Here is a 14,150-nt window from a genome sequence, read left to right on the forward strand (position 1 = left end):
ACTGCCGGAAATCGTCGACATGCCGCCGGTACGGCAACCGGAGCCGGCGCATCCGCGCAACGCGGCGCCAGCTGCTCGCGAGAGTGAGGCGCATCGCCCGTTCGAGGAGGACGGCCCAGTGGACGCGATGCCGGCTTTCCCGTTCCGACCGGCGCCGGCGCGCTTCGAGCCCAGCCGCGAGCCAAATCGCGAGCCGGTTCGCCCGCGCGGGGCGGACCCGTCCTTCATGCCACTGCGCGCGCAGCCTTACGGCCCGCCGTCCGACTGGACGCCGCCGAGCGAGACCCGCGCCTATACGCCGGCACGGCAGCCGGAGCCGCGCCCAGAGCCGCGTCCGACTGAAACCCGCCACGCCGAGAGCCGCGCTTCCGAGCCGCGCGGGCGTACGGCTGCCACCGAGCCGTCGCGCGTGAACCTCACGCGTGACGACATACGGCGCCTCCAGGCAACGCTCTATGAGTTGCAGGAGTGCCGTCGGATGCTCGATGCGGCGTTCGAGGACGAGCGCTGAAAGGCCTTAATTGGCCGCGCTCTGGCTGACCACGGCGAGATCGACCTTGGCGACGCCGCGCGAGCGGAAGCCCAGCACGTCCGCGGCGGCAGTCGAGACGTCGATCACCCGGCCACGCACGAAGGGGCCGCGATCATTGACCCGCACGATGACCGAACGCCCGTTCGAGGTGTTGGTGACGCGGACCTTGGTGCCGAAGGGAAGGGTGCGGTGCGCGGCGGTCATCGCGGCGCCACTGTGACGCTCGCCGTTGGCGGTGCGCCCGCCATATCCGTAGTAGGAAGCCATGCCGCTGCTGGCGCCAAGCTTGGCGCTGCCAGCGAATGCCGAGCTGTCGGCGGCGGCGAAGATCATGCTGGCGGTAAAAACCGCAGCGGCGATGCGTCCGTTTTTCCAAGCCTTCAATGCTTCTGTCCTTCTCCCGTTGAAACCATGAACGGTCGATGAACAAGAAATTGTGGCGATGGTAAGCCGCTCGCTGACTCCGCCGTAGAATATTCCGTATGCCAGAGCCATTTTCATAGCCAGACTCCCGTAGTCTCGCCATCGGCCCGAGCCAATCGCGAGAAGAGTTTCGGCTGCATTTCCAGTATAGAAACCGCTCGTCTAGCGGCATTTCGGCAACACTATCTCAGCATCCGGAAATAGCCTGCGGGAGCCGGAGAAGTGCCATTGCGCCACTCCGAATAACTCATGACGCTGGGTTAGGTTCCGGCGCCGACCTGACCTCACGAAGGTGGGGTTACACGCCGGCTCGCGCTGGTGATATGGACAGGGATGAACGCATAGGAGGCGATCCATGACCATACGCGTCACCACCGGCGAACCCGCAGCCAAGGACGTTGCCGGCCTCCTCTTGGCCCTGGACGTGCCGTCGAGCCTCTGGAAGAACGGCAACCGCCAGGCCCGTTCTCCGATCACCGGCGAGATCGTCGCCCACGTCATCGAGGCCAGCCCGGCCGAGGTCGCGGACACCGTCACCCGCTCGGTCGAGGCCTTCCACATCTGGCGCACCGTGCCGGCGCCGCGGCGCGGCGAACTGGTCCGCCTGATCGGCGAGGAATTGCGCGCCCACAAGGCCGAGCTCGGCCGGCTGGTGACGCTGGAAGCCGGCAAGGTGACGTCCGAAGGGCTCGGCGAAGTGCAGGAGATGATCGACATTTGCGATTTCGCGGTCGGTCTCTCGCGCCAGCTCTATGGCCTCACCATCGCCTCGGAGCGTCCGGGCCATCGCATGATGGAGAGCTGGCACCCGATCGGGCCGGTCGGCATCGTCACCGCCTTCAATTTCCCCGTGGCGGTCTGGTCGTGGAACGCCGCGCTGGCGCTGGTCTGCGGGAACAGTGTGATCTGGAAGCCGTCGGAGAAGACACCGCTGACCGCGCTCGCCGTGCAGGCGCTGTTCGAGAAGGCCGCCGCCAGGTTCGGCGATGCGCCGGCCGGGCTGTCGCAGGTGCTGATCGGCGCCGGCGATGTCGGCGCCGCCCTGGTGGACGACGCGCGCGTGCCGGTGCTGTCGGCGACCGGCTCGACCCGCATGGGCCGCATCGTCGGCGAGCGGGTGGCCAAGCGCTTCGGCCGCTCCATCCTTGAGCTCGGCGGCAACAATGCCGCCATCGTCTGCCCATCGGCGGATCTTGGCCTTGCCTTGCGCGGCATCGCCTTCGCCGCCATGGGCACGGCGGGCCAGCGCTGCACCACGCTGCGCCGGCTGATCGTGCATGAGAGCGTCTATGACGATCTGGTGCCGCGCCTCGCCAAGGCCTACGGCTCGGTATCGATCGGCGATCCGCGCGTCGCCGGCACGCTGATCGGCCCGCTGATCGACGAGGCCGCCTATGCCGGCATGCAGCGCGCGCTCGATACGGCGCGGGCGGCCGGCGCCAAGGTGCATGGCGGCGAGCGGGTGCATGCCGAGCGCTGGCCGGATGCCTATTATGTCGCCCCGGCCCTGGTCGAGATCGACGAGCAGACCGACGTCGTGCGGCAGGAGACCTTCGCGCCGATCCTCTATGTGCTGCGCAGCGGCGGCCTGCAGGAATCGATCAAGCTGCACAATGACGTGCCGCAGGGCCTGTCATCCTCGATCTTCACCAATGACCTGCGCGAAGCGGAAGCCTTCCTGTCCGCCGAGGGCTCGGATTGCGGCATCGCCAATGTGAATATCGGCCCGTCCGGGGCCGAGATCGGCGGCGCGTTCGGCGGCGAGAAGGAGACCGGCGGCGGGCGCGAGTCCGGCTCCGACGCCTGGAAGGCCTATATGCGGCGCGCCACCAACACCATCAACTACTCGCGCGCCTTGCCGCTGGCTCAGGGCGTTTCGTTCGACATCGACTGATCCCCGCTCCAGCGGGTCACCACATCGGTCAGCGCCGGGCGAGGGCGGTCCGGCGCGATCATGCGCGGCCGGCCGATATGGATGAAGCCGGCGACCTTCTCGCCGGCGCGCACGCCCACCAGCGCGGCGGCCTGCGGATCGCGGCCCGGCCATTTCAGCAGCCATTGCGTGGCGAAGCCCATGGCACTGGCTGCAACGGTCAGCGCCATGCCGGCGGCGCCGGCGGAGAGCATCTGGTTCCACTCAGGCACCTTGGAGGCCGGATCGGGCCGGCTGACCACCACCACGGTAAGCGGCGCGCGCTCCAGATAGAGCCGCCACATGTCGCCCTTGCCCGCCGCCATCTCCGGGTTCTGCCTTGCATAGAGCGCATCGAGCCGGTCGCCGAGCTCAGCTCGCGCCTCACCCTCGATCAGGATGAAGCGCCAGGGTATGAGCCGGCCGTGGTCCGGCGTGCGGGCGGCCAGGCGCATCAGCCGGTCGAGTTCGTCCGGCGTCGGGCCCGGGCCGGCGAGCGTGCGCAGCGGCACCGAGCGGCGCGCCTCCAGCAAGGCGAGCGTCGCCTCGGCCGGCGGGATCATCAGCGGACCCGCGGACGAATCGAGCGGCTCGGGCTGAGGATGCGAATGGTGGTTCATCAATTGGTCTCCGCGGCGCGCATTTCAGTGTTTGTACGCCTTTCCGGCCGGTTGCGCGGTGGGGGTGTTGTCACTATAACGTCGACGCCGGTCGTCGGAGTGTAGCGCAGCCTGGTTAGCGCACTAGTCTGGGGGACTAGGGGTCGTGGGTTCAAATCCCGCCACTCCGACCATTTACCCGCTCTGATATTGCAGCGGAAATCGGCACCGATCGGAACGCCCCGCCGATCGCCAAAATGGAACGAAAAAACGTCAGATCACCGAAACGGCAGCTCCAAAATATTGGGGCATGTGCGTTTCGATGCCATTCTTTGGCGTCGAGCAGCGCGGCGGCAAGCGCGCGCCATCCGCCGCGGCGAAACCGGGCAGGGGCCATGGGAGTGCTCTGATTGAGATTGAAGGCGCCTAGCCGATGGGTGAGTATGAATGCAACTAGAGGGGGAAGCTGTGCCGAAGAGTTGCTTTATCGTGAGCCCGATTGGGGAGCCAGACAGCCGCGAGCGCGTTCACGCGGAATGGGTGGCCGAAATGATTATCCGGCCTGTTCTGAATGATATCGGCGACATCAACGTCGAACGGTCCGATGATATTAATACTCCTGGCCTTATAGATTCTCAAATCATCGACAGATTGCTGAATGTAGATTTGGTCATAGCGGATCTTTCATTTCTCAATCCAAATGTGTTTTATGAGATAGGGATAAGACATCTCGCTCAGAAGCCAATAATTCATTTGCAGCTGGAGAGCGAAAGAATACCGTTCGACGTATTGCTGTACAGGTCAATAAAATTCTCAATTTCTCGTCCCCGTGATATCGAGGCTGCGAAGCTGTTGCTAAAAAATCAAATCAACGTAGCGCTTGCGCCGGATTATATAGTGGAGAACCCGGTAACGAGAACGCGCGGTCGCGTCGAGTTGGCTGAGCACGCCACGCCAGAGATGCAAACGATCATGCGAGATATTGAGGCCCTTTCGGCGAGAGTATCTCGCGTCGAGAACGGCTCCGAGGCGCTAAGTCATATGCCGCGCAAGAATTGGTACGATCTGCTTAAAGACTTGCCTAGTACGGCTTTTATTGAAATCGTCCCGATTCCCGGAGAAGATCCAGATGACAAGCAAATTATGGACGCGTTGAGAAGTGGAGGCGCGAGGCCAACTGCCGTAAACGGGTCGTCAGGAAAGCTGAGAGTAAGTTTTTCTAGAACTCAATCTTTTGACCCACATATAATACGTGAATTATTGGGCTCATTGCCCGGAGTCGCAGAGGTGAATGGCCCCTTTATTTCGGCAAACGCACCCCCTAAATCCGATTGAGTGACTCCACAATCCGCCGCCCCATGCTGCCAGCTGATCCCAGAGCTGGGTGAGCAGCCAGCCGCCGCCAGCGACGACGATCGACACGGCGATGCGGGCGACCGCGACTACGGCGCCGATATGCCTGCGGAAGGTCTGGAACTCTGCGATGTCCTCGCCGTGCTCCTTCAGGGTCGCCGATATTTGCTCGACCTTGTGCTAAACTAAAAGCGACCCGCTCATCGTCCGCATCCAGCTTGTCGAGGTCAGCCAGTTTTCCACGCACCAAGCTCGCGCGGTGCAAATCATCGACGCGACTATTGCATATGGCGAGGTTGGTCTCGGAGATGACGAGAGAACCCTACCCCGTGACCTGATCCAGCAGCGCGCGGATGCGGTCGCGCTCGGCGATGCTTTCTTCGCGGATCGTGTCGAAGCCGGCGAGGATGCCGCGGGCGCTGCGGGCGGGGAAGCCGGCGCGCTCCAGTTGCGCCACGATGAGCAACTGACGCGTTATGTGGGCGTCGACGTTGATAATCTGCTCTTCCAGACGGGCAAGGCGGCGCAGCATCTGTGCGCCGGTTCCGGGTTGTTGCGGTACGATGTACAGCATGAGCAGCACGCCTGTGCCGAAGGCCCGACGCGGATGCGGCGGCCGATCTGGCAATAAGCCGGCCGCCGCGGGTCGACGCCAGGCCCCCCAAACGCGTCGACGTATTTATTTACAATTCCTTGACAAATTCACCAAGGGGAGAAGTTCCTCGACCATGGTTTCCGAACCCTTGCGAGGCTGATTTCGGGCAGGTGTGACGTCAACGCCTCAGTTCATTTGTGTAGACGATTCCGCAGCCGGCGCGCTCAGTACGCGTTCTCGCTCTTCAGCAGCGCGAACGGGGTGCGGGCGAGGATCAGCATGTCGAACATCACCGACCAGTTCTCGATGTAGAACAGGTCATACTCGACGCGGCGCTGGATCTTTTCGCTGGTGTCGGTCTCGCCGCGCCAGCCATTGATCTGCGCCCAGCCGGTGATGCCGGGCTTCACCCGATGGCGGGCGAAATAGCCGTCCACCACCTCGTCATAGAGCCGGTTCTCGGCCTTGGCGTGCAAAGCGTGCGGGCGCGGGCCGACGAGGGAGAGATTGCCGAACACCGCGACATTGATGAGCTGGGGCAGCTCGTCGAGGCTGGTCTTGCGGATGAAGCGGCCGACGCGGGTGACGCGCGGATCGCCCTTGGTGACGAGCTTCGAGGCGGTGACGTCGCTCTGCTCGACATACATGGAGCGGAACTTGAACACCTCGATCAGCTCGTTGTTGAAGCCGTAGCGGCGCTGGCGGAAAAACACCGGCCCGGCGCTGCCGAGCTTCACCGCGATCGCCACCGCCAGCATCACGGGGGAGAGCAGCACCAGCAGCAGCCCGCCGACGATGCGGTCGAACAGCCATTTCTGCACCACGTCCCAATCGGCGATCGGCTTGTCATAGATGTCGAGCACCGGCACCGTGCCGACATAGGAGTAGGAGCGCGGGCGCAGCCGCAGCCGGCTGGTGTGGGCGGAGAGCCGCACATCGACCGGCAGCACCCAGAGCTTGCCGACCATGTGCAGCACGCGCTCTTCCGCCGTCACCGGCAGCGAGACGATGAGCAGATCGATGCGGGTGCGGCGAGCGAACTCGACGAGATCGTCCACCGTGCCGAGCTTGGGGATACCCGCCACCAGATTGGGCGAGCGTTCGTCATTGCGGTCGTCGAACAGGCCGATCACCTCGACATCGCCGTGGCGGTCGCGCTGCAGGGCCTCGATCAATTCCTCCGCGCTGGTGCCGCCGCCGACGATGACGGTGCGCCGGGTGAGGCGGCCTTCCGCGATCCAGCGCGCGATCAGCCGCGCCAGCACCAGCCGCGCCGCGAGGATGGCAAGCAGGCCGCCAACGAACCAGGCGATGAGCCAGACGCGGGAATAGGTGCCTTCCAGCTTGGCGAAGAACACCACCGCGAGCCCAAATGCGAAGGCGACGAGCCAGGCGATGGTGATGCGCCCGAGCTGCGGGGCGATGAAGCGCAGCGAGCCGACCTCATAGGCGCCGGCGATGTGGAACAGCAGCACCGCCAGCAGCGACAGCGCGAGGATGGCGACCGGATAGGCCGGGTCGAGGCCATAGGTCGGCATCACATAGGCGATGTGCAACGCTATGCCGACGAGGACGAGGAGCAGGAAGTCGACGAGGCGCATCGCCCCGGCCAGCACTACGCGGGAGAGGGCCGGCACCACCGGACGCGCGGCGATCTCGCGTGCGAGGTCGCCAAGCTCGCGCGCGGCGCTGCCGGCGCGCACAGCGCCCGCCGGCCCTGCGGCGCGCAGCGCGTCGCGCGGGGAATATTCCATCATTCCGGCCAGCTCCCGTCGGGATGCGTCTTCTGCCGCATCGGCATGCGAGAGCTGCCGCGCGCTCATTATTTGAACGCATCCTAGCGCAACCGGGTCACGGAAGCCTTAATCCGAAGCGTGAGGTTTGACGGTAACCGGACCCTAACGGGATCTGCGTGCCGCAAGGCCTTCGCGATAGGCGCTCATGATGCCGTCGCACATGGCTTCGGTGCTGAAGGAACTGCGGACCCGGGCGCGGACGCGCAGCGTGCGTGCGGTCAGCGTGCCGAGATCGGTGCCGATGGCGCCGGCGAGAGCGTCCGGATCGCCCGCCGGCACCAGCGCATCGGCATATGCGCCGAAGATCTCCGGTATGCCGCCGACATTGCAGGCGATGATCGGCATGCTGGCGGCAACGCCTTCGAGCACGATGTAGGGCAGGGACTCGGCGCGGGAGGGCACCACCAGCACGCGGCCGAGCGAGAAAGCCTGGCGCGCATTCATCGGCGGCAGGAAACGGACCTGGTTGGCAAGCCCGAGCTCGTTCGCCAGTGCCCGCAACTCGTCTTCCTCCGGGCCGGAGCCGACCGCGGTAAGCGTTACGGTGCGGCCCTGGCGGTTCAGCTCGGCGAGCGCCTGGAGCAGGATGTCGACGCCCTTGCGCCGCGCCAGTTCGCCGACAAAGACCAGGTTGCTGGCTTCCGGAACCGGCAGCGCGGGTTCGAACTCGCCCGCCGATATGCCGTTATGCACCACCCGGGCAATGCCACGCGGCTTGCCGACCTTGGTCTGGTAGACGCTGGAGGCGTACTCGCTCTCGAACAGCGAGACATCGGTGCGGAAGCGCAGCAGCGACTCGCAGCCGAGATAGAGGAAGCCGCCCGGCGTCCACTTCGAATAGTTCAGGCTGCCGCCGTGTGGTGTATAGGCTTTCAGCGCCTTGCCGCCGCCGAGCCGGGCGAACAGCCCGCCTTTGGCGCCGTGGCCGTGCACGATGTCGGCGCGCACCATCTTCGCCCGCCGCGCCGCCAGCGAGATGCCGCGCAGATCGCGCCGGCTCGGCAGGCGGTCCATGGGGATGCGGTCGATGCCGAGCGCGAGCTCGGGCGCGATGCGTGCCAGCGCCTCGTCGGCGCGCCCGCCGCCGGTGATGGAATCGGCAAGCAATCCCACCTTGTGGCCACGCGCCGCCTGGGCGGAGGCCAGGTCCATGACGTGACGGAACAGGCCGCCCACCGGCGCGCGCAACACGTGAAGGATGCGCAGTGGGCGGTCGGGGTCCGCGCTCATCAGAACCAGCGTTCCTGTATGTTGATGGTGTCGCCCGGGCGGACGGGATAGGTCGAGGGTACGGTGGCGGTAACCACTTGCCCCTCTATGTTGCGCGATATGGTGGCGGATGTCTTTACTGCGCGCGGCGAGAATCCGCCAGCAATCGCGACCGCCGTCTCCACAGTAAGATTGGCGACGTAAGGGTACTGCCCGGACTGCACCACCTCGCCGAGGATGAAGAAGGGCCGGTAGGTCTCGACCTCGACCGCGACATTGGGCTCGCGCATGTATCCTTGGCGCAATCTGGCCTGGATGTCCTTCTGCAGTTCCGCCACGGTGCTGCCGCGCGCGTCGACGAGGCCGATCAGCGGCATGGCGATCTTGCCCGAGGCATCGACCGAATAGGAGTTGGTCAGGCCGGGCTGGCCGAACACCACGACACGAAGCCGATCGCCGGCATCGAGCGTATAGGGCGCCTCGAAGGCGGGGCTGACGGCGACCACGGCGGGGCCGCGCGTCGCGCATGCCGCCAGAAGGAGGCCGAGCACCACGACGGCGCAACGACTGAACATCGGGAATCCCTGCTTCGCGAGAGCTTGCCCGAGTAGTGCGTCCGCATGGTTAATGAATGGTAACCATTCTGCGCGCCATCCTTAACAACATGGAAACCATAGCGCTTCATAGATTGAGCCATGGTGCGCGATGATCAGCCGATTCCTGCAGATACCAGTTCCGAGGCGAGCCCGCCGATGAGCGAGCGCGAGCGTGCGATCGATGTCGGCGCGCTCGGCCGGCATCTATGGGCGCGACGCTGGCGGATCCTGATCCCGACCGTGCTGGCGGCGGTAATCGCTGCGGTCGCGGTGAATATGGTCACGCCCTATTATTCTTCCGAGGCGCGGCTGCTGATCGAAAGCGGGCAGACCGTCTTCAATCGCCCGCAGAGCGAGCAGGGCGCCGGCGACGAGCGCTCGGTGGTCGAGCCCGAAGCGGTGCAGAGCCAGGTGCAGGTCATCCTCTCGCGCGATCTCGCCCGCCAGGTGGTGCGCGACCTGAAGCTCGACGAACGGCCGGAATTCGCGCCGCAGCCGGGCTTCCTGTCGCGGCTGCTCGGCATGGCCGGGATCCGTCGCGAGGCCTCGCAGACGACGCGTGAGGACGCCGCGCTCGCGGTGCTGGCGAAGAATCTCAACGTCTATAATTTCGAGCGCTCGCGCGTCATCGCCATCGACTATTCCTCGCCCGATCCGGAGCTTTCCGCCCGCATCGCCAATGCCTTCGCCGAGGATTATCTCAAGCTCCAGCAGGTCTCGCGCGCCAATGCGACGCGCCAGAGCACGCAGTGGCTGGCTACCGAGATCGAGGCGCTGCGCACCAAGGTGGGGGACGCCGAGGCCAAGGTCGAGGCTTTCCGCTCCAAGGCCAATCTCTATGTCGGCGCCAATGGCACCACGCTGACCGCGCAGCAGCTTGGCGAGCTCAGCACGCAGCTCACTTCGGCGCAGGCGCAGAAGGCGGAAGCCGAGAGCAAGGCGGCGGCGATCCGCGCGCAACTGCGCAATGGCGGCGCCATCGAGGTCTCCGAGGTACTGAATTCCGACCTGATCCGCGCTCTGGTCGAGCGCCGCATCATGCTGCGCGCCGCGCTCGCCGAGCAATCGGCGACGCTGCTGGCGCGCCATCCCCGCATCAAGGAGTTGCGCGCCCAGATCGCCGATCTCGACGGCCAGATCCGTGCCGAGGCGATGACCATGGTGCGCAGCTTCGAAGACAGCGCCAAGCTCGCGGGGGCGCGGGTGGATGCGGTGTCGAACCAGCTCGACCAGATCAAGCAGCAGGCAGCCACCGCCGGCGGGCAGGACGTCGAGCTGCGCGCGCTGGAGCGCGAGGCGAGGGCGCAGCGCGACCTGCTGGAGAGCTTCCTCGGCCGCTACCGCGACGCCGCCTCGCGCAGCGATCCGGCCTCGGTGCAGCCGGATGCGCGCATCATCTCGATGGCCAGCGCGGCGATCGAGCCGACCTATCCGAAGAAGCTGCCGATCATATTGATGGCGGCGCTGGCGATGATGCTGCTCGCCGCCGCGCTCTCGGCGATCGGCGTGCTCATGGCGGCGGCGCCGAGCGAGGATGATGAACCGGACGCGCCCTCACCGGTGCCGGGACCGGTGCAAGGCGACGGCCCGCATCATCTGCCGTGGATCGGCTCGCCGGGTTCCGACGTGCCGGAGGCGGGGGCTGCCCGCGCCGAGGCGATGGCGGAGACCAGGCTGGCCGACCTGTCGCGGCTCGTCGAACTGCGCGGCGAGGGTGCGCGGCTGGTCATCGTCACCGGCCCGGAACCGGACGAGGGCGTCGCGCGCTGCGCCTTGGCGCTCGCCCGCTCGCTCGCCGCTCCGGAGCGCCGCGTCGTGCTGGTCTGCCTCGACGTCTCGTCCGAAGCGCTCAATGCGCTCGGCCTCGACGAACGCGCGCCCGGCCTCACCGATCTGTTGTTCGCGGTGGCGAGCTTCTCCGAGACGATCCATCGCGACAACGCTTCGCGCAGCCATCTGATCCCGCCGGGGCGCGGCTCGCGCGACGCCGACGGGCTGGTCGCCGCCGATCGGCTGATCCTGATCCTCAGCGCCCTGGCGCAGACCTATGATCATGTGGTGGTCGCCGCGCCGCCGCTCGGCATGGCGGTCGGAGCCGGCAAGATCGCGGCGCTGAAGCCGACGCTGATTCTGGTGACGCGCCCCGACGGCTCGGCGACCGATGCGGTGGAGGCGTTCGATACGCTGGCGGCGCGCGGCTTCGGCGAGATCGCCATGGTCACCTTCGCCCGCGACGAGGCGACGGCGGAGCCCGCGGTCGAGGAAGCGGCGGCGTGATCGGCGTCAGATCGCGCGCAGCCGGCGGATCTTCGCGAGCGCGTTCCAGAGCAGCGGCGAGCGCTTGACGGCGCGCTTGGCGCGGCGGGCCTCGCGGTCGGCGATGGCATAGAGCCGCCCGGTAATGCTGAGCGGGATCACCACATCGACCAGGCTTTCCGTCTCGTTGCAGAAATGCGTCTTGTAGCGGGCCTCGCCGACACCGAGGTCGAAGCTCTCATAACCGCGGCGGCACAGGTCGGCGACGACATGGGCGGTGAGCACATAGCCCGGCGTCAGTCGGGCATGGCAGCAGGCGCTGTAGGACATGAACATGCCGGAGAAGCGGCGCCCGTCGCCGATGCCGCCGAACACGGCGATCGGCGCGCCGTCGACATGAAGCCCGTAGAGGTCGAGCGACGTGTCGGTCAGCGTGTCGAGGAAAGCGCGGGTGCCCGGGGCCGCGAACGGGTCGGGCACGCCCATCTGCGCGAACTGCGCCGCCTTCTGGCTGAGGAAGGCGTCGAGCAGCATGGTGGTCTCGGCATACCCTTCGGCGCGTGTGACACGGAAGCCGGGCATCGATTCGAACTTGCGGGTCTTGGCCCGTACCTGCTTGCGCGCATCGTGGCTCAGCACGCGGCGCAGATAGGCCTCGGGATCGGCATCGAGCCGGACGCGATAGGCATCGGACGGCGAGGGCAGGGCGCCGGCGAGCAGCGCGAACGGGTTGCGCCGGCCGCGCCATTCCACCGCCTGGTTCGACAGCGTCAACACGTCGATCTGCGGCGCGGCGCGATGCAGCTTGACGAGTGCCGCTTCGAGAGCCGGTCGGCCGGCACCGAGCGCGGCATCGGACCACGGGCCGAAATGGAAATTGGCGTGCTTGCCGCCGAGTGGCTCGGCAATGGCGAGGGCACCGCGCCGGCGCCAGCCGAGCGGCCAGAGAAAGGCTGGCTCGTCCTGGGGACCATGGCCGACGGCGATGAGCGGATCAATGCCTTGCTGACACCCGATCTCGCGCCACCATGTCTCGACAAATGAGCGGTGCTGATAGGGCGTGAGCAGGCCGGTATGCTCGAGGTGGCGCCACGCCTCGCCTGCCGCGTCGAAACCGTCGTGCACGGCGACGCGGGTAATGGCGGCGCCAGACTGCGCCTCGCTCAGCATGTCCAGGGCGTCGGCGGTCAAGGACATGTGGGCCGCATGCTCCGTTGCACAATGGAAGGCGGGTCGATCGCGAGGAGACCCACGCGGCAAGCGTCGGCCCGTCGACGCGTACGGTCCATTCTCAGTACGGATACTAGTCCATAAATGCCGCTAATTTGCCACTAAATTGCAAATCGAGTTGGTGCACGCGGTTAACGGGCAGTCTACTGGAACGTGCAATGACCGCTGCTGCCGCCAGCGGGTCCCCGCTAGCGATTTGTGAAGACTTGGCATGGCACGAAATCGGCGACAGTCCGTTGTCCCCACGGATGGGTCGCAGGAGTAAGCGGCTTGAAAGGCCAGGCGCGCTATTTGTTGTATCGCCTCGCGCTGGAAGGGCTTTCGCTTTCCGGTGCGGCGCGGCTCGCCGCCCCCCACACCGGCGGGCTCGGCGCGATCCTCACCTTGCACCATGTGCGCCCGGCGCGCAGCGGCGCCTTTCAGCCCAACCGCATCCTGGAGATCACCCCGGACTTCCTCGACGCCTTGCTCGGCAGGCTCGCCCAGCGCGGCATCGAGTTCGTCAGCCTCGCCGAGGCCCGCGCGCGGCTGCTGGCCGGCCGTTCGGAGCGGCGCTTCGTGTGCCTGACCTTTGATGACGGCTATCGCGACAATGTCGCCTATGCGGAGTCCATCCTCACCCGGCACAAAGTGCCGTGGACGCTGTTCGTCGCCACACGCTTCGCCGACCACACCGGGGAGATGTGGTGGCTCGCCCTCGAGCGGGCGATCGCCTCGTCGGATCAGATCTCGTTCGATCTCGGCCAAGGGGTCGAGCTCTATGATTGCCGGAGCGATGCGGCGAAGGTGCGCTGCCATCAGGCGCTCTATTGGCGGCTGCGGGCGCTTGACGAGGTGCAATTGCTCGCCAGCGTGCGCGATCTCGCGGTGCGCTACGGCGTCGACATGCGCAGCTTCGCCCGCGAGCTCTGCATGGGCTGGGACGAATTGAAGCGGCTGGCCGCCGATCCGCTGGTGACCATCGGCGCCCATACGGTGAGCCATCCGCGCCTCGCCAAGCTGCCGGAAGCCGAGGCCGAGACGGAGATGCGCCGCAGCCGGGAGATCATCGGCGAGAAGCTCGGGCGCATGCCGACGAGCTTCGCCTATCCGATCGGCGATCCTACCTCAGCGGGGGAGCGCGAGTTCGCCATGGCCCGCAAGATCGGCTTCGAGACCGCGGTGACGACCCGGCCGGGCGTCCTCGGGCCGGATGCCGATCCACTTTACCTGCCACGCATCTCGCTCAATGGGCTCTACCAGAAGCCGCGTTATGTCGAGGCGCTGCTGTCCGGCTTGCCGTTCCGAGCGCTCACAGCGTTTCGGGACGCACGTCGCCCTTCAGCATCCAGCGTATGAGCAGCCCGGCCGGCACCACCCAGCCGAGACCCAGCACGACATAGGCCACGAACTGCAGATAACCGGGCAATTCGGTGACGCGACCCTGCGCCAGTGCCATGGCGCCGAGCGCCCAGACCAGCACCAGAATGATCATCAGCACCGTGCCGATGAGCTTGCGCAAGCGAGGCGGCAGCGCACTTTGGCTCGCGGTCCCTGCCATCAGCTTGCTCCCATGAAGTTGATCCTGCAGCGACGCACAGGACATTTGGTCCCGTTGCGCGCAACAATGGGGCTCTATATCGCTCGCGCCGCCTGGGCGGAAGCTCGAT

Annotated in this window: 12 protein-coding genes and 1 tRNA gene; 5 read left to right on the top strand and 8 right to left on the bottom strand. The window is 66.3% G+C overall.

All coding sequences use genetic code 11. The features are described 5' to 3' along the window. Positions 1 to 517 precede the first annotated feature (517 nt). Entirely contained in the window at positions 518 to 865 is a 348-nt protein-coding gene (locus G3545_RS02905) for a septal ring lytic transglycosylase RlpA family protein (protein WP_206151437.1), read from the bottom strand. A gap of 445 nt (positions 866 to 1,310) precedes the next feature. On the opposite strand from G3545_RS02905, the gene G3545_RS02910 reads away from it, so the two are divergent. Then, complete coding sequence (locus tag G3545_RS02910; protein ID WP_170009679.1) at positions 1,311 to 2,849, top strand: aldehyde dehydrogenase family protein; 1,539 nt, start codon at positions 1,311 to 1,313, stop codon at positions 2,847 to 2,849. Here G3545_RS02910 and G3545_RS02915 read toward each other — a convergent pair. Next, positions 2,822 to 3,487 carry a nitroreductase gene (locus G3545_RS02915; protein WP_170009681.1) on the bottom strand — a complete coding sequence of 222 codons (666 nt, stop codon included), beginning with the start codon at positions 3,485 to 3,487 and terminating at the stop codon, positions 2,822 to 2,824. The two genes, G3545_RS02910 and G3545_RS02915, sit on opposite strands and share 28 nt — an antisense overlap. A gap of 95 nt (positions 3,488 to 3,582) precedes the next feature. On the opposite strand from G3545_RS02915, the gene G3545_RS02920 reads away from it, so the two are divergent. Both G3545_RS02920 and G3545_RS02925 read left to right on the top strand, forming a co-directional pair. After that, positions 3,583 to 3,660 (top strand) — tRNA-Pro (locus G3545_RS02920). Between the two features lie 253 nt (positions 3,661 to 3,913). Beyond that, positions 3,914 to 4,801 (top strand): hypothetical protein, encoded by an 888-nt coding sequence (locus G3545_RS02925; protein ID WP_170009683.1) that lies wholly within the window; start codon positions 3,914 to 3,916, stop codon positions 4,799 to 4,801. Positions 4,802 to 5,141: 340 nt separating this feature from the next. Here G3545_RS02925 and G3545_RS02930 read toward each other — a convergent pair whose 3' ends face one another. The 4 genes from G3545_RS02930 to G3545_RS02945 form a co-directional block, all read right to left on the bottom strand. After that, a complete protein-coding gene (locus G3545_RS02930; RefSeq protein WP_170009685.1) occupies positions 5,142 to 5,393 on the bottom strand; it encodes a hypothetical protein in 252 nt (83 codons plus the stop codon). 245 nt (positions 5,394 to 5,638) lie between these two features. Then, the gene (locus G3545_RS02935) at positions 5,639 to 7,171 is read right to left on the bottom strand and encodes an undecaprenyl-phosphate glucose phosphotransferase (protein WP_170009687.1); all 1,533 of its coding nucleotides are present in this window, start codon (positions 7,169 to 7,171) and stop codon (positions 5,639 to 5,641) included. Positions 7,172 to 7,312: 141 nt separating this feature from the next. Further along, entirely contained in the window at positions 7,313 to 8,440 is a 1,128-nt protein-coding gene (locus G3545_RS02940) for a glycosyltransferase family 4 protein (RefSeq protein WP_170009689.1), read from the bottom strand. Then, positions 8,440 to 8,994 carry a polysaccharide biosynthesis/export family protein gene (locus G3545_RS02945; RefSeq protein WP_170009691.1) on the bottom strand — a complete coding sequence of 185 codons (555 nt, stop codon included), beginning with the start codon at positions 8,992 to 8,994 and terminating at the stop codon, positions 8,440 to 8,442. The genes G3545_RS02940 and G3545_RS02945 overlap by 1 nt, the downstream gene beginning before the upstream one ends. Before the next feature lie 120 nt (positions 8,995 to 9,114). On the opposite strand from G3545_RS02945, the gene G3545_RS02950 reads away from it, so the two are divergent. Next, the gene (locus tag G3545_RS02950; protein ID WP_170009693.1) at positions 9,115 to 11,292 is read left to right on the top strand and encodes an exopolysaccharide transport family protein; all 2,178 of its coding nucleotides are present in this window, start codon (positions 9,115 to 9,117) and stop codon (positions 11,290 to 11,292) included. A 6-nt stretch (positions 11,293 to 11,298) separates the two neighbouring features. Here G3545_RS02950 and G3545_RS02955 read toward each other — a convergent pair whose 3' ends face one another. Further along, positions 11,299 to 12,468 carry a GNAT family N-acetyltransferase gene (locus G3545_RS02955; protein ID WP_170009695.1) on the bottom strand — a complete coding sequence of 390 codons (1,170 nt, stop codon included), beginning with the start codon at positions 12,466 to 12,468 and terminating at the stop codon, positions 11,299 to 11,301. A gap of 303 nt (positions 12,469 to 12,771) precedes the next feature. On the opposite strand from G3545_RS02955, the gene G3545_RS02960 reads away from it, so the two are divergent. Continuing rightward, positions 12,772 to 13,839 carry a polysaccharide deacetylase family protein gene (locus G3545_RS02960; protein WP_246702666.1) on the top strand — a complete coding sequence of 356 codons (1,068 nt, stop codon included), beginning with the start codon at positions 12,772 to 12,774 and terminating at the stop codon, positions 13,837 to 13,839. Here G3545_RS02960 and G3545_RS02965 read toward each other — a convergent pair. Beyond that, positions 13,793 to 14,041, bottom strand: a complete 249-nt coding sequence (locus tag G3545_RS02965) for a DUF2842 domain-containing protein (protein WP_170009697.1) — start codon at positions 14,039 to 14,041, stop codon at positions 13,793 to 13,795. The genes G3545_RS02960 and G3545_RS02965 overlap by 47 nt on opposite strands. Positions 14,042 to 14,150: the final 109 nt, after the last annotated feature.

It is taken from the genome of Starkeya sp. ORNL1 (assembly GCF_012971745.1).
Taxonomy (GTDB): Bacteria; Pseudomonadota; Alphaproteobacteria; order Rhizobiales; family Xanthobacteraceae; genus Ancylobacter.

Bases quoted from the DNA above. Each gene is read 5' to 3' on its own strand.
- G3545_RS02940 (WP_170009689.1), bottom strand. From the start codon at position 8,440: ATGAGCGCGGACCCCGACCGCCCACTGCGCATCCTTCACGTGTTGCGC.
- G3545_RS02965 (WP_170009697.1), bottom strand. From the start codon at position 14,041: ATGGCAGGGACCGCGAGCCAAAGTGCGCTGCCGCCTCGCTTGCGCAAG.
- G3545_RS02955 (WP_170009695.1), bottom strand. From the start codon at position 12,468: ATGTCCTTGACCGCCGACGCCCTGGACATGCTGAGCGAGGCGCAGTCT.
- G3545_RS02945 (WP_170009691.1), bottom strand. From the start codon at position 8,994: ATGTTCAGTCGTTGCGCCGTCGTGGTGCTCGGCCTCCTTCTGGCGGCA.
- G3545_RS02915 (WP_170009681.1), bottom strand. From the start codon at position 3,487: ATGAACCACCATTCGCATCCTCAGCCCGAGCCGCTCGATTCGTCCGCG.
- G3545_RS02950 (WP_170009693.1), top strand. From the start codon at position 9,115: ATGGTGCGCGATGATCAGCCGATTCCTGCAGATACCAGTTCCGAGGCG.
- G3545_RS02910 (WP_170009679.1), top strand. From the start codon at position 1,311: ATGACCATACGCGTCACCACCGGCGAACCCGCAGCCAAGGACGTTGCC.
- G3545_RS02935 (WP_170009687.1), bottom strand. From the start codon at position 7,171: ATGATGGAATATTCCCCGCGCGACGCGCTGCGCGCCGCAGGGCCGGCG.
- G3545_RS02930 (WP_170009685.1), bottom strand. From the start codon at position 5,393: ATGCTGTACATCGTACCGCAACAACCCGGAACCGGCGCACAGATGCTG.
- G3545_RS02905 (WP_206151437.1), bottom strand. From the start codon at position 865: ATGATCTTCGCCGCCGCCGACAGCTCGGCATTCGCTGGCAGCGCCAAG.
- G3545_RS02925 (WP_170009683.1), top strand. From the start codon at position 3,914: ATGCAACTAGAGGGGGAAGCTGTGCCGAAGAGTTGCTTTATCGTGAGC.